Origin of the sequence: Gardnerella sp. KA00771, assembly GCF_049244045.1 — a bacterium.
Taxonomy (GTDB): domain Bacteria; phylum Actinomycetota; class Actinomycetes; order Actinomycetales; family Bifidobacteriaceae; genus Bifidobacterium; species Bifidobacterium swidsinskii.
In genome coordinates, this window is the sequence record NZ_CP058368.1 from 1,345,528 (window position 1) to 1,367,598 (window position 22,071).

Here is a 22,071-nt window from a genome sequence, read left to right on the forward strand (position 1 = left end):
GTTTTGTAAGTTCTATAGTTTTTAGTTATAAGTTTGATAACCCCTATAATTTTTATAAATCACTTACATTGGCTGATTCCCGTGATGCTTTCCAGTTCTGGAAACTCGCTTTTTACTTCGCAAAAGCTTCAATGAGCCGGCAATCATATCGCGAGTCTGCTCCGGGTCAATCATTGCGTCAATCTGACCAGTTTCCAACGAAAGATTTGCGTTCACAGTAGTCGCCTCATACTCGTCAACCAGCTGCTTTCTAAGAGCTGCAACGTCTTGCCCACGCTCTTTAGCTTTTTGCAAATCCTTGCGGTGAATAATATTTACGGCACCTTGCGCACCCAAAACTGCAATCTGGCTGGTTGGCCACGCGTAATTTACGTCCGCACCCATCGACTTGGAACCCATAACGATATAAGCTCCACCGAAAGCTTTGCGCAAAATCACCGTAACCAGCGGAACTTGCGCGTTCGCGTACGCATAAATCACTTTCGCACCTCGGCGAATAATTCCTGCGTGCTCTTGATCTGAACCAGGCTTATAACCAGGAGTATCTACTAGAGTCACCACAGGCAAATTAAACGCGTCGCACAATCGCACAAATCGCGCGACTTTTTCGGAAGAATTTACATCCAAAATACCAGCGTTCACCTTCGGCTGATTTGCTACGATTCCAACAGGATGACCCTCAATGCAAGCAAAACCAACCACTGCAGAAGCAGCATACAATTCCTGCACTTGCACGAACTCACCGTAGTCAACTATTCTGCGAATCACGTCAAGCACATCGTAAGGCTGACGGTCGTTATCCGGCACAATATTCACCAACTCGCGCGCAGTTTCGCGATCCGCGCGCGTTGCAGCGTAGGCAAAAGTTGGAGGCTCTACCTCACAGCTAGATGGCAAATAAGCCAAAACTGTGCGCGCGTAGTCGATTGCGTCAGCTTCATCCTCTCCCAAATAGTGAGCGACACCGGAAGTTGCGTTATGCACAAGACCGCCGCCCAAATCGTCCATGCTAATAGCCTCGCCGGTTGCAGCTTTAACAACATCCGGACCAGTTACGAACATATTTGAGTGCTCGCGAGTCATAATAATCAAATCTGTCAATGCAGGGCAATAAACTGCACCACCAGCGCAAGGACCTAGAATAATTGAGATTTGCGGAATCAAGCCGCTCGCTTCGCAAGTTTTTTTGAAGATACGCCCGTATTGCATAAGCGCGCTCACGCCTTCTTGAATGCGAGCGCCGCCGGAATCAATTACGGCAACAACTGGCACGCGAAGTTCAACAGCCATATCTAAAAGATGGCAGATTTTCTCGCCCTCAGCTTTGCCTAAAGTTCCACCGCGCACAGAAAAGTCTTGTGCGTAAACTGCAACTTTTCTGCCATAAACTTCGCCAAAGCCGGTGATTACAGCGCATCCGGCAACGTCGTTATTTATGTCACCGCCGTTAAAACGCCCGATTTCCACGAATGAGCCGGTGTCAAAAAGCAAGTCAAGACGCTCGCGAGCAGTGCTTTTACCTTTTGCGTGCTGACGCTCTAAAGCTTTTTGTTCTGCGTCACGAGCAAGTTGTGCTGCGTGCTGAACTGCAGCTTTCCCGCGACGAGGCTGCAAGTTTGTATCGTCAGCAGAGCTATTAACAGAAGAGTTATTAACTGTTTTCGCTGAAGTTTCAGAGATTTCAGACTTTTCTTTTGCTAAAGTACTCATTTCTGCTCTCCTTCCGGCTTTTCAGAAGACTTTTCAGAAGATTCAGAAGATTCAGAAGACTTATCTGCGCTCTTATCCGCGCTTTTATCTCCAGCAAGATCAATCGTCACAAGCTTTGCACCCGATTCCACGCCGTCACCAGGACCCACAAAAATTCCAGTAACAGTACCAGCTGCAGGAGCGTAAACGTAATTTTCCATTTTCATAGACTCAAGCACCACAAGCAAATCACCCTTGGCAACCTGCTGACCTTCAGCCACATTCACGCGCGTAATAACAGCTTGCATAGGCGCTGCGATTACGCCAGGAATCTGCTTTTGTTCTTCAGATTTGTGAGTACTTCCGCGAAGCGAACGTCCACGCAAAGGCTGCGAAGCTCTAGAAACGCTACGAACTCGCGCAGAGCCGGTCAAATTGTCAACAATATCTTGCGGAATCGTAAGCTTTACGCGCTTATTATCAACCTCAATAATGAAGGATTCCATTGCAGGCTGCTTATTTTCGGATTCATCCGCAGACTTTCCAGAAACAAGCGAAGCCGGCTGACCACCCAAAGAAGCTGCAGGAACGCGGTTCAAATACTTGCGTTCCATCCACTTAGTAGACACGTCAAAACTGTGATTTTCTGCCGTAAACTCAGGGTCGTTAAAAATCTGCTCAAAAAGTTTCGCAGGAGTTGGCACGCCCTCAATACAAAGTTCCTTCAAAGCGCGACGCACACGAGCGACAGCAGTTTCACGACTTTGCGCAGTAATAATAAGTTTGCCCATCATCGAATCGAATTTTGGCGAAATATTATCGCCAACTTCAACACCAAAATCGACGCGAATACCAGGACCGGAAGGCCACTTTATTTTCGTCAAAGTGCCGGAACTTGGAGTCAAATTCGTAGCAGGATCTTCCGAAGTAATGCGAAGCTCGAAGCTGTGTCCGCGAGGCTCTGGATCCTTAATCAACTCGCCGCCGTCAGCAATATTGAGCTGTTCTCGCACTAAATCAAGTCCACTAACTTCCTCACTAACCGTGTGCTCAACTTGCAATCGCGGATTAACTTCCAAGAAGTAGACTTTATGCTGAGAAGTCACCATATATTCGCACGTGCCAAGACCAACGTAATCAACAGCTTCAAATAGGTTACGAGAATATCGGTAAAGCTGATCCTTTTCATCGTCAGTCAAGAACGGTGCAGGAGCTTCCTCAACCAACTTTTGGTTTCGGCGCTGCACCGAGCAATCGCGCGTGGAATATACGGTGAAATTTCCGTGAGCGTCGCGGCCGCACTGCGTTTCTACGTGGCGAGCTTTGTCAATAAAACGCTCAATAAAATATTCATCTAAGTCGCCGCCTTGAAGAGCGTCGTGATTCATATAAAAGCCTCGCAACTCGTCATCGTTACGAACGACTGTAATGCCGCGTCCGCCGCCGCCATCCGTGCGCTTCATCATCACTGGATAGCCGTGAGTTTGCGCAAAAGTTAAAAGTTCTCGAATATCTTTCACAGGCTCCGAAATTCCTGGAACTGGCGGCACTTTCGCGCGAACTGCCACGCGACGAGCCGTAATCTTATCTCCCAAATCAATAAGCGCTTCCGGACGAGGACCAATCCAAATAACTCCAGCATCGTTAACTTTTTTCGCAAAAGACGCAACTTCCGAAAGGAAACCGTAACCCGGATGCACAGCATCCGTGCCGCTTCTTTTAATAATGTCAAGAATCGCATCTTCGTTTAAATAAGTATCGCGATATGTGTCTCCGGAAAGTGCGTACGCTTCGTCTGCCATTTCTACAAACTGCGCGTTGCGATCAGTCGGTGCGTAAATAGCAACGGTAGAAATGCCCATTTCGTGAGCCGTGCGAATAACTCGCAAGGCAATTTCACCGCGGTTTGCGATGAGGATTTTTTTGATATTCGTAACCATACGTTACAAGATATTAGAAAAGTTGCGTTTACGGATGAGTCGACATACACAAAAGCTAGAGCAAAATTTTGTACACTTCTCCAATGCACATGATTTTTATAACACGTAATGTGATTAGCGAAACGGAAAACAACCGGCAAAACCGTTTAATTGACAACCTATTAGCTGCAAACGGCAAACCGGAAATAACCAAAAGAAGGTTTTCATGACCAACATAGATCAAAATAATGCAGCAACAGCATCAGCAAATTCAAACGTTGCAAATAAGTTGAAAGTAGCTGCAGCATGGCTTGCAAAGCCAGCGCTTCTCACTGTGCTTTTGGCTCTTTCTACCATGGCAGGCGCAATTTATCTTCCTATTACTCCTGTGCCTATTACGTTGCAAACTCTTGTTTTGTGCATTATTGGTTTAACGTTGAGCTGGCGCGAAGGCGTAGCTTCTGTAGTTATGTACCTTGCTGTTGGCGCAGCAGGTTTGCCTGTGTTTGCTGGCTTTAAGGGCGGCTGGGCTGTTTTTGTTGGCCCTACTGCAGGATTCTTAGCCGGTTTCATATTTGGTGTTGCTGCAACTGCAGCTTTGAAGCGCGTATTTGACGTAGCTCTTGACGCAATGATGCAAGAAAACTCCTTCAAGAAGACTTTCGCACGCTTCTGCACTTACTCTGTAGCTTCTATAATCGGCACGATCGTGATTTACGCATTCGGTATTTTCGGTCAAAGCTACCTAACTGGCATGCCACTTTCAACTGCCGCCGCAACCTTGATTATCTTCATGATTGGCGATTTGATTAAGGCTTTTGTTGCGAGCGCGGCTTGCTCCGGCTTGTACAACGCACTTAACAAAAAGCGTGCATAACAGAAACGTTATATTGCAGAAAAACGGCATTTCCTTTACACGACTGTAAAGGAAATGCCGTTTTGTATAAGATTGCCGCGCACTTGCTCTTTGACTGAGATAACTAGCAAACAGCTGACGCTTGCGCTTTAAGCGCTCGCTGTTGAGCTTGCACGGAAAGTCCACTGGACTTTCCGTACAAGCTCGGCGCTCCGAGTTGCTTTCGCGCGCTGTGCTGCGCTCAAGCATGTCGTCGCGCTTCATACGCAACTGCGTGCACATCGCCACTTTTTACCACAATTTCCTCGCCAGATGCCTCACGAATTGTAAGCGACGCATCTTCTCCAAGCCGCACAGCAGTTCCTGTCACCACGCTTCCGTCAATTGGATGCACGTTAACTTCGCGTCCAAGAGTCCAACACACACCATTTACCTCTTTAAGCAAATCGGCAGCGTTACTTGGATAATCACGCATAAAATCGCACAATCTCGTCCTCAATCCAGTAACTATTTTTGCAGCAATCGTATCACGCAATTCTTTAGATTCCGGCAAATCAGTCATATGCATTTGCAACGAAGTTGCCATCTTAATTGGCAGCACTTCTTGCGGCACGCACAAATTCAATCCGATTCCAAAAATTACTCCAACAACATTGTCTTTGCTTGGATCGGCTACAATTTCTGTTAAGATTCCGCCTTCTTTACAATCGTGCAAAAACACGTCGTTAGGCCATTTAAGTTTTATCGCGCAAGCATCACCGTGTATCGGCGAACTTCCGCACTCTTTAAACGTTTCTAGAAGTGCGTCACGAGCTGCAAGCCCTGCAATAATAGGCAGCCAGCCATTGTGACTTGCGTCCATAACAATTGACTTCGGCAGCAACGTTACGAATGAAACTAAAAAGCTTTCTCCCGGCCGACTTACCCACGCACGCCCTAATCGTCCTCTTCCTGCTGTTTGCTCGTATGCCACAATCGCAACTATTGTTGGCTTTCCGTCATCTCGCGCGATTATTTCGCCTTTTTGTATCATTTCTCGCGCAATATTTTGCGTAGAATCTGTAATTGCGAAATATTTTACCAAATCTGCTACTTCTGATGTCTGCGGCATCAATGCCACACTTTGCGAAGAAAAAATAGTCATATGTATAATTTACATCAGATTATATTTTTGCGCGCGTCATTGCATGTTTTGCGCGCAATAGCAAACAAAGTAGCTGAGCATCAATTAAGCAGGTGTTAACACATGGAGCGCATACGTCGCAAAACGCAGTACAAGAAGCCGCGCAAATTGCGTGCTGTTGTAGCACGTTTTTTAGATTACACTCTTGCTGCTTTGTTATGCTTTGTACTTGCTTTTTGCACTAGCTTGGGACCAATTTTCCGCAGTCAAGATATTAAAGTTCATTTAGGATCAATCGCTGATTTTTCGTTGGTTAATGCTTTTATTTTCGTTGCTGCCTTCATAATATACGCATTAATACTGACTGCGCTTATTTACTATGGTAAAAATAAAAAGTTTTTGCCTAAATATCAACGTTTTACGAAATTAATAAAGTCAATTGCGTTAAGAAAAAATAGTGAAAATAAAAAACATTCAAAATTACAAATTTTTACTACTAAACACACTATTTTCCGCAATATTTCGCATTTTCTTTTAAAATCTGCAAAACTATTTTTTAATTGCGCTAAATGGTTCATTAACCACTCCACTCGCAACAGAAGAAACCTACTTCTTACTTTTTTCGTGGGCTGGATTTGGGTTCCAGTTACGTTACTTGCCGCATACGGTGCAGATATATGCTCGCAAATTCGCGAGTACAGTTGGACTTGGAATAAAATTACAGGCTTAGATCAGCCTTATATCGGCTTCTTTAGCTTTGTCCCAATGGATATTTACCCAACTGCGCACTACTTGTGGCCAACTTATCCAACTTATTTAACAAATCAGCACAACATTGTTCTAACTGTTATTTATGGCGCAACAACAGCAGTCTCCAGATACTTTACCGACTCAAACGACGCTGGAATTGTAGTTCTTGCCTTTGCACAATTTGTATTTGCAGCATGGTGCGTTTCTGCAACAGCACACCGCTTCTTAAACAAACCTTGGCTTGATGCAGAATCTAGCTCAACAAATTGCAGCACAACAACTTTTGCAAGATTCGTTATTCTGCTTATGTTTTTACTTAATCCGCTTGTGTTGTGCTCAACTATTGCGCTTACAAAATCTCCGCTTTTTGCATTCGCTTTTGTTTGGTGGTTTGGTATAAATTACGAGTTAACTAATTGCTATCATGCGAAGGACACTAAAAATACACCTAGCACAAAGCCAAATGCGCAAAAGCCTAGACTTCACACTGTTTTGGAATTAATTGTTTCAGTGTGCGTAATGCTTATTGCTGCAAAATACGCTTGGTATATTCTGGTTGTTCAATTCGTGCTTTTGATTATTTTTGAGCGCAAACGCTGGCGTTTGTGGGTTTGCGGAATTTTGCTTCCAATCGTTGTGATTCACGGCTCGTTAATTATGCTTATTTCGAGCGGTGCTATTATTAGCGGCGATCCTATTGAGAGTCGCGGCATTCAGTTACAACAAATTGCACGTATAGCTAAGCTCGATCCGCATAGCATACCGCGTAGCGCAAAGCGCATTATTGCACCAATTTTTAATCTGGATCAAACTGCAGAAGCATACAAACCTTATGACGCAGATCCTGTGAAATCTTCCGGATTGCAGTCTAAAAAAGTGAGTTATCGTTGGCGATACGTTACTAAAGATAATATTCGTAAATTAGATTTCGCTTGGTGGCAAATGATTACGCATAGTCCACTCGTTGCAACTGACGCTTTTCTTGCGAAGACTTACGGATACTTTGATATTTTTGACCGCCCGTATGTTGGGCCAGAATATTACATAGACACTGACAGCATACACAAATCTGATTGGATTAAATATTGGAATCCTAAGTGGCGAACTAAATTTGCAGAAGACATTAGCACGTTTAGTGATATTCCTGTTTTAAGTTGGCCAATTCACGGAAATACTTTCGTTATTTTTACACTACTTATTGGAGTTGCAGAAATTATTCTTCGCCGTTGGCGCACATTGTTATGGCACATTCCACTTGCCTTGCTAGTTGGAGTTATGATTCTTGCTCCAGCTAATAATTTTGAGCGACACATGCTACCGTTAGCTTTTGTTTTCTGCTTTGTAGCACTTACTTTTTGGCGAGATACTTTTACTCAATCGCGCTATAATAGTAGAGAAGGTTAGGATTAAAGGCATAAGATGGACGAGAAGAATACACCTCAGTTTGCGCAAGATAGCAGCGCTGCTTCTTCTGTTATGTCCGAAGAAAATTATGAAGATAAACTTGCAGGAAACAGCTTACTTAGTAGCGATTTTCTTTCGATACTAGCAAGCGTACAGGCAGCAGAAAAGCACGCGGAGGATTCTAATATTGCCAATTCTCTTGAGAACCAACAGTTAAACAAAACGCAAGTAAACGCTGTATCAAATGATCAAGAAAGATCTTCTACAGCAAAGCAATCTAAAGCAGAGCAAGAAAACGAAGAAAAGCACAAACACCACTTGTGGCATCGTCTTTCATCAAATCAAAGTCGTTCGAGTCATTCAAGTCAATCTTCTGAAAATACTAAAGGTAATAATTCACCGAGTTTTACTCCATTGCCCAGCGCGCAAAAATCAACTAGCTCGGAACCGCTTAGAATTTTCGACAATCGTGATGGCCAAGTTTTTGACGCGGCGATGCGCTTGCAATTACACTCGATTATTGCCACGTGTTTAATGAATGGTATTGCAGACGCTCGTATTGACGCTTTCATGCATTTACTTCAATGGTCAGATTCGCCAAAAGTTATTGTTATTGCAGGAACTTTCGGCACTGCAATTAAGCCAGATGACGGACCAAATCGCAAGCCAGCACCAGATATTCCACCTGATAACACTGACACTTTGCGCCGAAATATTTGGCCACAGCTTGGTAGTTGCAATGCGTATGATGCAATAGTTGAGCGCACACAAAGTAGTGCTTTGCAGCGCATTACGGGAGCTTGGCAAAAAACGCAAGCACTGATATCGGCATCTACGAAAAATTCTTCTACTTTTGCAGCGCCTTCTCATATTATTTTGCTTGCTGTGCGCGAAAATCCTAGCGATCAGGCTTTAGAGAAGCTGTGCAAAGTTTTTGAGAATTCTCATAAGACGATTTGTGTTAGCAGCATGGTTGAAGGCGTTGAGCAGATTTCTTCCGCTCTTACTGCTACTCTTGCCGCGATTGCTGTTGCTCCAGCAGTAAAGCATTTGCCGCAAATCATTCACACAGATGATTTGCTTCCAGAACGAGCGCTTATTGGCGATGCCACAGCTTTTGATACTCTTTACAACAAGGTGTATCAAAGTTTGGCTCCTTACAATCATGACGATCCAACTCTGGAAACTATTGACATGTTCTTGCGCTTTGGTGGAGCTCTTGACCAAACAGCACACGAACTTAATGTGCATCCAAATACTGTTCGTTACCGTTTACGTAAAGTTGCGCAAACTACAGGATGGGATGCTACGGATCCGCGCGCCGCTTATGTGCTGCAAACAGCTATAACAATTGGTAGAATTCGTGATTCGCACTAAAACGAAGTGCACGACAATAAAGACGCGCGGCCTAAACTACTCGCGCGCGTGATGTTTAGACCGGATTTTCTTGCGTAGGCGACCTAAACTACTCACCGCTGAGTCGTTTTGGTCGCATCGCAACAACAACATCTAGCAATAGTACAGTCAGCAAGCAGACACATACGAAGAAAGGGCTTGGAGCCTGATGCCCCTAGTAGCACCAAACCCAAGCCCTTTAACAAAACCGACTCGTTTCCCTAACAAACAAGCCAGCCAAACACTCAACAGTCACGCCCCCGAAAACCAGCGCACAACACTACCGTGAAGAAAGAGATTTGGCAAAACAGTAGAATCATGCAAAAGCCCGAAAGCAAACCCGCCACAAAACACTAAACAGCATTCGCAGCACGTTGAGTGAAAGATTTAACAAGTGAGCGCACCATACTCACATACAGTGCGCTCACAAATCATTAAACAATCAACACACTTAATGTGCTAAAAGCTTAGTGACGGATCTTGCGAAGAGCAACACCCATGCCAGCAAGCACAGAAGCAGCAACAGCAGCCAAAGCTACAGCAGCACCGGTCTTAGCCAATGGAGCAGCCTTCTTCTCGGAAGACTTCTTAGCTTCAGACTTCTTATCAGACTTCTTGTCGTTAGCCTTGTCATCAACCTTCTGACCATGACGCTTGAGGTAGTCAGCGACAGCTTTGCACTCGAGAGCATCTTCACCGTAAAGCTTCACACACTTCTTGTAATCCGTGTCCATATTGCCAAATGGAGTATGCTCATACTTATCTTTCTCGTCAGCCGCAACCTTAGCAGCCTTCTCAGCATTCAAACGATCAGCAAGAGCACCAGGGTCCTCAGTCTCATATTGCCAATTATCATCATCGTTAGCAGTCTGATCATTCTTTGGAGTAGTCTGATCATTCTTTGGAGTAGTCTGATCAGTCTTTGGAGTAGTCTGATCACCGGCACCCTCAGCGAAAGCTGGAGCCGCGAAAGCGAGACCGGAAAGCAAAGTTGCGCCAGCAGCGAATGCGGCGATAGCCTTCTTATTCAACATAATATTTTCCTTTCTTCTTCTCCACCACGCTTAAAACACATGGTGAAAAACATAAACCCACAAAATCAATCTCTTGTGGATAACTTTCAGATAGAGCATCTAGCTGAAAGCTGTTATTAACATACCCCCCCCCCCGTTCGAAAAAGTCAAGAGCAGACGCACAACTCATTAACAGAAAACATTTATATTTTTACGGAAATATTTCAGTCAAACTATTTTTAAGAATAAAAAATACAGTATTATGCGTTACTTTTCGTAAAAATATCAATTTCAAGGTTTTTAAAGATTTTTCTCAGAAAACTTTCAGAAAACTCCTGAATACTCCCCAGACCAGCCGCAAAACCGTTGCAATATAGCCACTCTTGCGCGACACGCCGAAACTACATTTGCGTAAGCGCGATCGAATTCCCAATGCAATACCACACAAATCTACCCTGCCTTCGTCTTTACTGACTCAGGCAGTCCTCGCTTGCGTTGAAAGTCCACTGGACTTTCAACTTTGAGCAAGCTCGGCGCTCCGAGTTGCTTTCGTGCGCGCAATGCTACACTCAAGCAGGCCATCGCGCCACAAAACGTTGCAAAACCGCCATTCCTGGACGACACGCCGCGCGCCTACATGCGCCGCGAACTCTCTAGAGGCGTAACCTCTCCCATCACCTATTCGTTATTAATGCAGATAGCGTACTGCGCCAGTAACGCAAAACATCAATTATTCGTTATTAACGCAGAAATGCAGTAACGCAAGTAACAAAAAACGCTGAAAACATGACTCAAAAGAGCACATTTTCAGCGTTTATAAGTTCTAAACTTAATTTACTACTTACCAGCCATGCTTTCGCATAAGCTACGCAGGCAATAAATCAGGCAGCGATGCTTGCAATATCCACTGGAACACCAGGAGCCATCGTAGAAGTCACAGTTACCTTAGTAATGTAACGACCCTTGATGGTGCTTGGCTTCAAGCGGCGGATTTCGTCTGCGACAGCCTTGAAGTTCTCTTCAAGAGCCTTAGCATCGAAGGAGAGCTTGCCGAAGAGGAAGGACAGGTTGCCCTGGCGATCCACGCGGAACTCAATCTTACCGCCCTTAATATCAGCAACAGCCTTGGCTACATCCATAGTCACGGTGCCAGTCTTTGGGTTTGGCATCAAGCTACGAGGACCGAGAACACGACCCAAGCGACCAACCTTACCCATCATGTCTGGGGTTGCAACGACTGCATCGAAGTCAAGGAAGCCACCGGCAACCTTTTCGATAAGCTCGTCATCACCAACAATGTCGGCGCCAGCTTCCTGGGCCTCAGTAGCCTTTGGGCCACGAGCGAACACCAAAACCTTAGCGGTTTTACCGGTGCCGTTTGGCAAGTTAACTACGCCACGAACCAACTGATCAGCCTTGCGAGGATCCACGTTAAGGCGCATAACAGCCTCAACGGACTCGTCGAAAGCGTGCTTTGGCATGCTCTGCAACAAAGCGATAGCTTCAGCTGGGGTGTACAGGTTATTGCGGTCGATCTTCTCAGCCGCTTCACGATACTTCTTAGAACGCTTAGCCATTTCTACACTCCCTTTCAGTCGGTAACGGTAATACCCATCGAGCGAGCGGTGCCCGCGATGATCTTCATACCGGCCTCGACGTCACGTGCGGAGAGGTCAGGCATCTTAATTTCGGCGATCTCGCGCACCTGAGCCTTGGTCACAGAACCAACCTTGTGAGTCAATGGATTCTCGGTGCCCTTCTGAATGCCAGCAGCCTTAAGCAACAAAGCAGCGGCTGGTGGGGTCTTCAAAATGAAGGTGAAGGAACGATCTTCGTAAACGGTGATCTCAACTGGGACGATCTGGCCCATCTTGTCCTTCGTTTGGTCGTTATACGCCTTGCAGAAGTCCATGATGTTCACGCCGTGGGAGCCTAATGCTGGACCCAGTGGTGGGGCTGGATTTGCCTTACCAGCCTGAATCTCGAGCTTAATAAGCGCGGAGACTTTCTTTTTCGGAGCCATAATATGGTTCTTCTTTCTTGTACAAGCGGTTCAAACGGTTGTTGCAAACGCTGATATAGTCGCTTCTTACAGAAGTAAAGCACTTACGAAACGTTGCTATAAAGCTGTTTTGCAGCTTCCTCCCGCATCTTGTATTGCTGTGCTGTGCTAGCGGATTCCTCCTCCAGTCACAAGCCTTCCTATTATGCCACATCTTCGCGACACGCATCATTACGAAAGCTGCGGCTATTTTTACATAGCTATTTTTGCGTAACTATCTCACTAGATAATTCGTTAAGTATAGCGTTTCTAGTCCACGCACTTACAGTCATCTTTCTACGCTTCGCATCGGCTTCGATTAAATGCCAAACGGTATCACTTAACCTAACAGTACGCGGTTTCAACGGCTGAGTTTCATCTTCCCAAGCTCTTCCGGCAAACTGTGTAATAGTGGTACCAGAAAAATTATCTTCTGCTTCCTCAGCCCACTTATCAACAATATCGTCCGTAATAACGAATCCGTTTTCCGCAGTATACGTATCCCTAGTCATCTCGCATCCCTTATCTCTTGTAAAAATCCCTTTGTAAGACGATTTGCATGAATTATAAGTATTGCGTTGTTTTCAAGCTACCATATCATGCTTTACTTCTATGCTCTTAATACAAACTCCACAAATCTCGAGCAACGCTATAACTAACTCAGAGCAAATAAGAGAACAAGAGAATATCACATTTACTTAAGCAAATTATGAACTGAATAGTACTCTTTCAAAGAATCCTTAGTAATTTTTTGAACGCATATTGCCGAACTATTAGTAGCATCATAAGCATTCTTCCATGGATCCTCACGATGTGTCATAGCACTCAAATCACTACCAGAACACTCAGCAAACTTTTTGCACACTTTTTCCACAAGAAGCTTTTGACCATCTGTTAAAGAATCATCATTCAACTTATCAGTGCTAGGAAGCACAAACTCCCCTTTACGAATCAAAAACTTACCGCGATGCAATGCGAATAATTCTGGGCAAACAGGACCATTTCTCCATGCCTGAAAATCCTCGTTAAATAATGGATATCCAGTAGTAGCCAAAGAATACGCTTGCGAATAGTAAGCTAACTTCTGAAGCTTCATAGTAGTAATAGTTCCAGCAATATCAAGGATGTACGATGCCACGTTAAAGATTGTTGTCATACGCACCTCCCTTTGCGCAACTACATTTGCGCAACAGCAAAAGTTGGAAGTCTACTTCCAAGTTGAGCGCAAAACACTAGAACATTATAAAATGTTAAAACTCTAACTCAGGATTCTTTAACAACTCATCAAACATCGCATGATACAAGCGCAAAGGCAGATCCTGTCGCTCGCACGTTACAGCGCGCTCACGTCTTCGCTTGCATTGAAAGCACACCGTGCTTTCAACTTTGAGCAAGCTCAGCGCTCCGAATTACCTTTGCGCGCTACGCTTTAAGCGCAAAGGTAGGTCGTCGCGCACAAACGTAAACAGCCTCATCATCCGTTCCATAATCTATAACCACATACCTATCGTGATACTTTCTGCCAGCAGTCTTAAACTTCAAATCAACACCAGGACAATCGCTTACAAAATCACCCAACATGCTTTCCGTAAGCATATTCTTGCTCCTAGCGTTATCACTAAAAACTACGATTTCAACCCCTTCACCAGCAAACCGTAATAGTTCCAATGTTTTAAGACCAATATAATTATCAACAACGTAAATGCTTTTCTTAGCTGATTTATATATTTTGCAATACGCAAGATCCGCTTCTATTTTATTGCCGTCCATAAGAAGAAAATGTTTATACGAATCTGGATTAATAAAATTATCCATTACCTTATTAAAATCTTCCTTCGTTGCCATTTGAGATTTTATTTCCGCTATATCATTAGTATTCTGATTCGTTTGAATCGCAAGCTTAGCTAATTCCTTCGCGCCAATAAAATCCTTATTTTCAACAATATAATCCTTCATTTGCTTAAAGGTTCTAATAAGCGCTTTCGACTGAATTATGGCAAGTTCGCCTCTTAACACAGTCATGAGCATATAAATACCTTGCTCCGTAAAAGCATATGGAAGCTTTCTGCGACCACCCCAACTTGATGTAGAATTTTTCGACATCAAGTTTTTGAACTCATCAGCAGTTAGCTGAAACATAAAGTCATCATCAAACTTTTCTATGTTATTTTTTACCTGCTCGTTGAATCTTGCCGTAGTATACCCATATATTTCAGCAAGCTCAAAATCAAGCATGACTTTTTGATTACGAATGTTGTAGATTTTCTCTTTTATTGTTTCAGCGTCTATTATCATTCCAACAGACGCGTTTTTAGAGTCAGCGATAATTAGATTTTTATTCCCCTCTACCATAAGATCACTCCTAAAAAATGTGCGTAAAACCTAGCGCTGTACAACAAAAACTACATTTCTAACACAAAACCCATGAATCGCAAGCAATCAGGGTTATTCCCAAAAATCAATCACAAGCCATAAAACATCTAACAACTAGCAAAACTAGCATGCATCAGCGCATAAATATAATTCTATAAGATTCCACAAATAAAAAGCAACAAAAAAATCGGTTTTAATACAAACGCACAGCACATTTATGTAGTGCGCTTGTACCTGATTTACGGCATGTCATGCCAAATCAGCCAAACGGCTAAGCCGTGAGGAATAAGTGCACTACATAGCAGCGCGAAGGCAGGTCGGAACGCTACACCAATCCACACATATAAAGTGGTAATATTACGAGATTCAAATCTTTTCTAACGCTAAGCTGTTTAGGAGCAAATACATAACTAGTTCCAATTCTTTTTGAAAACTTGTTCTTAAATTTATCAAGAGAAACTGTTTTAAACACATTCCCAGATTTAACTTCAATAGGAGATATACGCATTTTGCCAGCAGAATCCTGAAAAGCTTTAGAAATCAAAAAATCTATTTCCATAGTATTTTCCGAATTTTCTTTGTCTCTATTTGAATAGAAGAATAGGCGATGTCCAGATGCTATTAGCTGTTGCGCAACAACGTTTTCAACTAGCATTCCTTCATTAATTGAGATTTTTCCAAATAAAATTTCTTTATACAGATCATTAGACGCAATACTACTATCTGAAAGTATCATAGAAGTCAACAAACCGGTATCAGCCATATAACATTTTACTAACGCATCATCTGCATTAAGATTCAATCCCACATTTGGATCTGTAGATTTGTAGCAATTATTTGTAATACTCGCATCCGAAAGCCAAAAAAACGCATCCTTATAGTCACGCATACGAGCATTCTTACCTAAGGAAGTAATCCTATATCTTTTTTCATGTCTGGAAAGCTGTGCTGGTATTCCATCAAACACAGACATAACTTTCATTTCATAACCTTTTGCAAACTTTGCAGCATCCTGCCTATAGAGCGAAAGAATACGACGCTTAACCCTATCTACTCGAGCAAAATCTCTCGAATCAACATATTCATTTACAGACTGCGGCATGCCACCAACTAGCATATATTCTCTAAAAAGTCGCATCGCTTTTTTATGTAAAACATCTGGCAAAGGATTTAACTCATCAAATGAATCTTTAATAACTTTCGATAGATTTTCTTCTCCAAAAGCCCACAAAAATTCTTCAAAATCAAGAGGATACATGCGTTCTTCTTGTTCTTCAGATGGAATCAATATTGTTTCAACATTGTGTTTAATAGACAATAACGAGCCAGTCTCTATATAGTCGTATCTGCCATCTGCAACTAGTTGTTTTACAAATTCTCTAGCCTGTGGGAAAAATTGCACTTCGTCAAAAACCATTACCGATTCACGGTTATAAAGTTTCACACCATATAGTGCAGATATGTATGTAAAGAAAGTGCTTAAATCTGAACGATAATCTTCAAATAGCCGAAGCGCATCTTTTGATGCTTGCGAAAAATCAATAAGAATATAAGACTTGTATTCGTTTCTTGCAAACTCTTCAACTATAGTACTTTTCCCAACTCTTCGAGCACCTGTTACTAAAAGCGCTGTTGAACCGCGATCAGCATTCTTCCAATCGAGCATTTTTTGATAAAATTTTCGCCTTAACATATAACACCACTCTTAATTACCACAAAACCGTTGAAAATACTATTGTTTTATAGTATATATTTCACGAAAATCAATGTCAATTTATGCTAAATTTTCACGAAATCAGGGGTAAATATATGCCGAATTTTCACGAAAATCAAGGTGTTATTTCTCTAAATCTTCGCGACACGCTGCATTACAGCAATTCTAAGCAGTTATATGTTTGGCATGAGCAAGTGAAGCAGCACGGCGGTGGCGCTTGCGAACCGCGGCAATAATCATCGTCGTAAGAATCACAGCGCAACCAATAAGCGCGAGCACAAACATCGTCATCCAAAGCGGCCACTGCAACTTATCGCCCGGCGCGGAAACAGGATCCGGCAGCACGCGATAGCCTGTCACCAGCAATCTCTGCGTATTAACACCATACGGCGTACACGTAAGCAGCGTCGCCAGATCACGCCCATTCTCGCGTTGAAGCAACCTAATATCATGCGGATCGACCACGCTAATGCGGAATACCCTGTAACGCAGCGTCTCCCCCTGCACGTCAAAGTAGAAGAAATCACCCTTCTTCAACTCCACTAAATCATCAAACATGGTCGCATTTGGCAAACCCGTATGCGCCGTCACAACAGCGTGACGCGTTTTACCCCCAACCGGCAAATCTGTGCCATACAAGTGTCCAGCGCCATACGCCAAAACCTCCTGCGAACTACCGTGGTAAATCGGCAGCTTAACGCCAATCTTCGGGATTTTCACAATACCCATAATCCCCATCGGCTCATCCAGCTGCTTCGCATACTCCTTATACTCCGGCGTCTTCATATAATCCGTCGTGCCATCGTACGGATCAGCCGTAATAATCGACTTGTGGCGCGCATTATAACGACGAGCCGCGTTCAAAATCTTCTCTCTAGCGCTCGCAGTCTGCTTACGACTCAGCCGATCATAAGCTACAGAAATCTCCTTCGACACCTTGTTATTCCACAACGTTGACGCAATCGGGTACGTGAAGCACAGAATCGCTGCAAGCGCGAGAACGATTGGCTCTAAAATACGGCGGAGTTTGGATTTGGGTTTTTTAGCGGGTTTTGTTGCAGTTGCGGAGGCTGCGGTTTGCGTTGCTGTGGAGGCTGGTGTTGTTTCGGTTGCAGAAGCGACGGGTTTTGCTTTGAGTTGCTTGAAGAAAGCATATACTTTAACAACAGCGTCGTTTAATTTCATGCTTCTTCCTTGTAACGTTTATACACGTAAATTTTGTTTCAAATTACGCGTGAAAACACACGTTTTTAGAGCAAGTGAGTCTAGGATTTAGTTCAGTAAACCCTAGACTCACACTTTGCTATTAGACTACAAGACCAGCTTTAGAAAGCGGATCAAGCGTTCTGCTGCTGTTCCTCTTCTTTGCGATTGCGCATGTAGAGGAACACGCTTGCTGCAATCAAGCCCATGCCAGCAAGCGCAAACAGAATCACGCCAGCAGCACCAGTTGCAGGAAGATTGAACCAGAACTTGTTACCGCCTTTTTCACCATGCAATGGAATGTTAGGGAATTTCAAAGTATCAGGATTATCGTTGGTAGTTGTATCCTTAACAGTTATTTCCTTAACCACAGGAGACAAAGCAAATCCTTCAGGAGCCTTAACCTCAACAACGTACAGCGTTGAACCAGCTTCAGCCTTGTAAGGATTAGAGAATTTACCGCCTTCAACAGTAGTTTCATCAAATGCAGAAGCGGCCTTGCAAGGACTATCTTTCGCATCTACTGCTGTATTTTCCTTAAGAGACTTGGTGCACAAATCTGCTTTACCTTTGTCGGTAAATATCTTGAATTCAGCACCAGAAAGCTTTTTACTCTCATCTTCAGAATTGTACTTATCAACCTGCAAATAACCAAACTTGACTGTAGGCTTACTGCCATCAACATTAGGAATTATAGGATTCGGTGCAGTAGTACCCTCATCATGAGCTGGGAAGAAGCCAGACTTATTAGTAATAGTCTTATCTGTAGTAGAATCCTTGAAGGCTTTACTTATGTCAAACGCAAGCTCAACCTCAACTTGAGGAGCCTCAGATCCAGCAGCAACGTTATTCAACTTAGAAGCAATTTTCTTCAAACCTGCTTCAGTGAACTTCACAAGAATGCGAGTGTGACCAGCAGCAAGACCTTTAGTATCTCCAGCTGTAGTAATCTCAGCATTATCAGAATTAGCCATTGCAGTAACGGTGTAGTCGTTGTTCTCACCCTTAGTAAAGGTAGAATCACTACCTGTACCGAACTTTACAGACTGCACAGCAGCATCAAGTCCCTGATTATTAGGTTCTGTAAACGCTGAGGTTGGAGCATCATCGAACACAGCGTAATCCTTGAGATTCTTCTCAGTCAAATCCTTGTCAATCTTAGTCTTGTTCACCTTTGCGGTAATTGTGTAGTAAATTTTATCTTTTACACCAGCAAAAATGTGAGATTTATCAACATTCTTCTTAATTGCAGAAGAAAGATCAATATTCTTTGGCTTAACTACAGGATTATACTCATACACAGTTGTGGTCTTGCCATTATCAGTCTTCTGTTCAATCAAAGGCAAAGTCATGTAGAAACTACTGAAATCGTAAGCACCATAACCATCAGGAACCTTCTCAACAATCTTATACAAACCAACAGAAAGATTATTAAGTGTAGACTTACCATCCTTGTCTGTAGCAGTCATATTGTGCACATCAGTTCCAGTTCCAAGAGTTACAACTCCAGCTTCTTCCGGATGAGCATTTAACTTAGAAACAATACCAGCAATCTTCTGCCAAGAATCATACTGAGCAAGATTCAAAGTAACATCATTAGTTCCTTCCTTAATGGATGCAACTTTAGTTACAGTGAAACTAACATCTTTAAGAGATTCAAAACCAGCAGGGCAAGATGTATCTTGCGTTTTGCCTGTCTCATTAGATGCGGACGCATTAGCAGTACTAGACGAAGCAACGGTAGTAGTAGTTGTAGAGACATCCTTTTTCCTGCACTTAACAATAGTTAAACTACCGGTTGTCGGAGCTTTACTCTCCCATGGAGCCTTAGAACCCTTATTAACAGAAGGTTGTGAAACACCAGGCTTATTAGCCCACGCAACTCCAGCCACAGTTACAGCGCCAGCGACGCACAGCGTGCCAGCCATCGCAAGCGACGCAACCGCCGCCACGAATTTATTAGTGAACTTTTTCATGTTCACTCCTTTCGTATGCCGTTTTACGGCAAGTAGAGAATTAGTTTGCATTGATAATGCTCTTGACGAGTAGAGTTTTAAAATTTTTGGCATTTACCTTGTGTTATCACGCTCCCGAATCCCGAAAGACTGCGCAATAAAACAATACGCAATAAAACAATGCGCGAAACAGGAAGGCTTGATGCGCAAATGCGTACGTAGTCGCCTTATGCGAAGCACGGCGAGTAAATGCATATACAACTGCTTCATACGTGATTGCATAAGCCTCGCCGCCTTCCAAAAATTAATTTGCGAGCGCACTCACTTTGACTTACCACGAAGCCAGCCGCCAGCAGATTTACCAACAGAGCAGCAAGAATACCAAACTGCAAATTCCAACTCTGACCGCCCGTATTCGGCAAAGTAAAATTACTCGCCAAGTGAATATTGAACGTAAAAGCAGCAAACTCCTTCTTTTCTTTAAAAGCAGTAGGAGTTGCAGAAGTTAGCGCAGATTTTATTGAATCAGGAGTTAAGGTACCTGTTAAAGTATCAAACTTATTTAGAGCTTCAGGCTTCAGCGCGTATACAACACAACTGTAATCGCCAACCTTAGTCGGCTTTATGCTCACTTCCATAGAAGCTTGAGACGCAATCTTTATCGCAGTACATTCGTTATCGCCTTTTCCTGCTTTATTGCATCTAGTTTGATCCTTATCCCCAGGCACACTCAACCCAAGCTCGTCAAGATTTCTGCTCCAAGTATTGTATTCAAGAGACTTATTCTTCTTCTCGCCCTTCGAGCACAGCACGCGCAACGTAATCTTCTTCGTGCTATCCGCCGCAGAAGTAGCATCAACAAACGGCTTAAGCTCCATACCGAGCATCGCAGAAATATTGTTATTGGTGCTAGTCAACGCCGCTGGCAACGGATCCGTGCCGTTTTTAAACGGATACACTTTCAGCGTAAGATCATTATCACCAATTTTTGGCTTTGGCTTATCTCCAAACTGGATTATTACAGTCTTATAATCCCAGTCAACGCCCTTCGCAATAGATGTTTTATTGTCCCACTTATCTTCAACAATGTTTCGTTCTGGATTATCGAACAATAACTTCATATCTGTATTAGTTTTGACTCTTTTGCCAAACTCTTCTGCCAATTTAGACGATTGTGGCTTTTTATGAGTTGATAAGTCTTGTTTTAAGTCAACATCCTTAATAGCAAACACTTTGCACTCAAAAGTGCCAGCCTCTTTAGGCGTGCCACTAATCCAGCTTTGAGAGCGCTCAGTATAATCATCATTCTCATACACAGCAGAATTCTCTGCATTTTTATCAGGTCGATTCTGATTTTCCATATGCTTGAACTGAGTCTGCGTAACTAAACTCAAATCATTAACACGGTCTGACGTATAATTATCGCTACCATTTTCATGGCAAATCATACGGTGATAGATAGAACCAGGCTTATCTGTCGATTTCGATTCAATAAAAAGCTTATTAATAGGATCGTAAACGTCTTTATTATCATCACTGACAACAGTACCTACGCTAGGAGTTGAACCCTTAGACTTTGGTTTTATAATAATTTTATTACCACTTACCGCAACACCATCCTGCGCACTCCCAAAATCGTATAAGCTCAGCGATAAATCATCGGGCTGAGCCTTAGGCAAATCATCCTTAGCAAGTATCGCTTTAATCCTAGTGCTGGATTTAGAACCACCTGGATAATGTATTACAACATAAAACCTATATGTATTAGCTACTAACCATTTGCTCGCAAAAAAACGTATAGAACCATCGCTATTTTTCGTAGATTTAGCAGTGTAGCTATCATTCTCACCCTTGAAAAAAGCATACTTTACGGAATCATTATTTCCACTATATTTTTCCAACCCAAGCCACACGCCAGCAGGTAATGTTTGCTGCACTTTACCTGCAACTTTTATTGTTGGAGTAAGAATCTGAGGAACCCTATTATAAGGCTCGCCATTCTTACTTTTAATGTTTATTGTTTTATTACCATAAGTAATGCTGTAGCATTTTTCAGGAGTATTATACCTTCTATTATTCTTGCACGCTTCCGGAAGTTCAGGCTTTTCATTCGCGCCTCTGTCAGTGCCTTTAACAGCTTCCGCAGAATCAATGTCTTTCTTTTTAACGCTTTTCTTTACAGCAGTCTCAGCTAACTTAGCCTTATCAACACCATTGTTACTATCAGACTTCTGCCGCTTAACAGACTGCGATTCCTTATTATCTTTATTTAAAGTACTTGAAGTATCAGTATTTTTCTTATTAGGCTCAGTATTAATAGATTCACTCTGCTTAGTCTGCTGCTTATTCTCATCATCATTTTTAGCAGAACCAGACTTAGCACCTTCAACCTTCTCAGTAACAGTAGTATTCTCACCAGCACTCAACGCATAAGTTGGAGCAATCACAAATGTAGCAAGCAACATTGCAATCGCCACGAAAAAAGCAAATAACGAACGACGAATTGAGCGCACTAGTCGAAGGAAACGGCTAAATATATGCGAATTAAACATATACACCTACCTTCTAATCTGCAAAGCTTACGAATCATGATGTCATCATTACGATGACACTTAAAAAAAAAACAACTCAATTAC

At 43.0% G+C, this 22,071-nt stretch carries 16 protein-coding genes; 3 read left to right on the forward strand and 13 right to left on the reverse strand.

All coding sequences use genetic code 11. The annotated features are described in order from the left end of the window. Positions 1 to 63: 63 nt before the first annotated feature. Together HXT57_RS05450 and HXT57_RS05455 are read right to left on the reverse strand one after the other, a co-directional pair. A complete protein-coding gene (locus HXT57_RS05450) occupies positions 64 to 1,710 on the reverse strand; it encodes an acyl-CoA carboxylase subunit beta (protein ID WP_102703251.1) in 1,647 nt (548 codons plus the stop codon). After that, complete coding sequence (locus HXT57_RS05455; protein WP_116994973.1) at positions 1,707 to 3,629, reverse strand: biotin carboxylase N-terminal domain-containing protein; 1,923 nt, start codon at positions 3,627 to 3,629, stop codon at positions 1,707 to 1,709. The genes HXT57_RS05450 and HXT57_RS05455 overlap by 4 nt, the downstream gene beginning before the upstream one ends. A gap of 205 nt (positions 3,630 to 3,834) precedes the next feature. On the opposite strand from HXT57_RS05455, the gene HXT57_RS05460 reads away from it, so the two are divergent. Continuing rightward, entirely contained in the window at positions 3,835 to 4,485 is a 651-nt protein-coding gene (locus HXT57_RS05460) for a biotin transporter BioY (protein WP_410309316.1), read from the forward strand. A 220-nt stretch (positions 4,486 to 4,705) separates the two neighbouring features. Here the strand turns inward: HXT57_RS05460 and HXT57_RS05465 are convergent, their stop codons facing one another. Next, positions 4,706 to 5,608, reverse strand: coding sequence for a biotin--[acetyl-CoA-carboxylase] ligase (locus HXT57_RS05465; RefSeq protein ID WP_116431538.1), 903 nt, complete (start codon positions 5,606 to 5,608; stop codon positions 4,706 to 4,708). A 102-nt stretch (positions 5,609 to 5,710) separates the two neighbouring features. Between HXT57_RS05465 and HXT57_RS05470 the strand changes: the two genes are divergently transcribed. Both HXT57_RS05470 and HXT57_RS05475 read left to right on the forward strand, forming a co-directional pair. Next, on the forward strand, positions 5,711 to 7,741 hold the full coding sequence (locus tag HXT57_RS05470; RefSeq protein ID WP_116994975.1) for a DUF6020 family protein: 2,031 nt from the start codon (positions 5,711 to 5,713) through the stop codon (positions 7,739 to 7,741). A 15-nt stretch (positions 7,742 to 7,756) separates the two neighbouring features. Then, on the forward strand, positions 7,757 to 9,118 hold the full coding sequence (locus HXT57_RS05475) for a PucR family transcriptional regulator (protein WP_119522622.1): 1,362 nt from the start codon (positions 7,757 to 7,759) through the stop codon (positions 9,116 to 9,118). A 485-nt stretch (positions 9,119 to 9,603) separates the two neighbouring features. On the opposite strand, the gene HXT57_RS05480 is transcribed toward HXT57_RS05475, so the two are convergent. The 10 genes from HXT57_RS05480 to HXT57_RS05525 all read right to left on the reverse strand — a co-directional run bounded on the left by HXT57_RS05480 (position 9,604) and on the right by HXT57_RS05525 (position 21,987). Beyond that, on the reverse strand, positions 9,604 to 10,170 hold the full coding sequence (locus tag HXT57_RS05480) for a peptidase (RefSeq protein ID WP_415693488.1): 567 nt from the start codon (positions 10,168 to 10,170) through the stop codon (positions 9,604 to 9,606). A gap of 860 nt (positions 10,171 to 11,030) precedes the next feature. After that, on the reverse strand, positions 11,031 to 11,726 hold the full coding sequence (rplA, locus tag HXT57_RS05485) for a 50S ribosomal protein L1 (protein WP_004106273.1): 696 nt from the start codon (positions 11,724 to 11,726) through the stop codon (positions 11,031 to 11,033). 14 nt (positions 11,727 to 11,740) lie between these two features. Next, positions 11,741 to 12,172 (reverse strand): 50S ribosomal protein L11, encoded by a 432-nt coding sequence (gene rplK / locus HXT57_RS05490; RefSeq protein WP_004118588.1) that lies wholly within the window; start codon positions 12,170 to 12,172, stop codon positions 11,741 to 11,743. A gap of 239 nt (positions 12,173 to 12,411) precedes the next feature. Beyond that, positions 12,412 to 12,702 carry a hypothetical protein gene (locus HXT57_RS05495; protein ID WP_081378949.1) on the reverse strand — a complete coding sequence of 97 codons (291 nt, stop codon included), beginning with the start codon at positions 12,700 to 12,702 and terminating at the stop codon, positions 12,412 to 12,414. Between the two features lie 182 nt (positions 12,703 to 12,884). Then, the gene (locus HXT57_RS05500) at positions 12,885 to 13,346 is read right to left on the reverse strand and encodes a Panacea domain-containing protein (protein ID WP_012914475.1); all 462 of its coding nucleotides are present in this window, start codon (positions 13,344 to 13,346) and stop codon (positions 12,885 to 12,887) included. A 266-nt stretch (positions 13,347 to 13,612) separates the two neighbouring features. Beyond that, entirely contained in the window at positions 13,613 to 14,542 is a 930-nt protein-coding gene (locus HXT57_RS05505) for an ORF6N domain-containing protein (RefSeq protein ID WP_410309319.1), read from the reverse strand. Positions 14,543 to 14,888: 346 nt separating this feature from the next. Continuing rightward, the gene (locus HXT57_RS05510; RefSeq protein WP_033888488.1) at positions 14,889 to 16,256 is read right to left on the reverse strand and encodes an ATP-binding protein; all 1,368 of its coding nucleotides are present in this window, start codon (positions 16,254 to 16,256) and stop codon (positions 14,889 to 14,891) included. A gap of 186 nt (positions 16,257 to 16,442) precedes the next feature. Then, a complete protein-coding gene (locus HXT57_RS05515) occupies positions 16,443 to 17,462 on the reverse strand; it encodes a class C sortase (protein WP_102703256.1) in 1,020 nt (339 codons plus the stop codon). 152 nt (positions 17,463 to 17,614) lie between these two features. Continuing rightward, on the reverse strand, positions 17,615 to 19,456 hold the full coding sequence (locus tag HXT57_RS05520; RefSeq protein WP_116431528.1) for a SpaH/EbpB family LPXTG-anchored major pilin: 1,842 nt from the start codon (positions 19,454 to 19,456) through the stop codon (positions 17,615 to 17,617). Positions 19,457 to 19,701: 245 nt separating this feature from the next. Continuing rightward, positions 19,702 to 21,987 (reverse strand): hypothetical protein, encoded by a 2,286-nt coding sequence (locus HXT57_RS05525; RefSeq protein ID WP_116431527.1) that lies wholly within the window; start codon positions 21,985 to 21,987, stop codon positions 19,702 to 19,704. Positions 21,988 to 22,071: the final 84 nt, after the last annotated feature.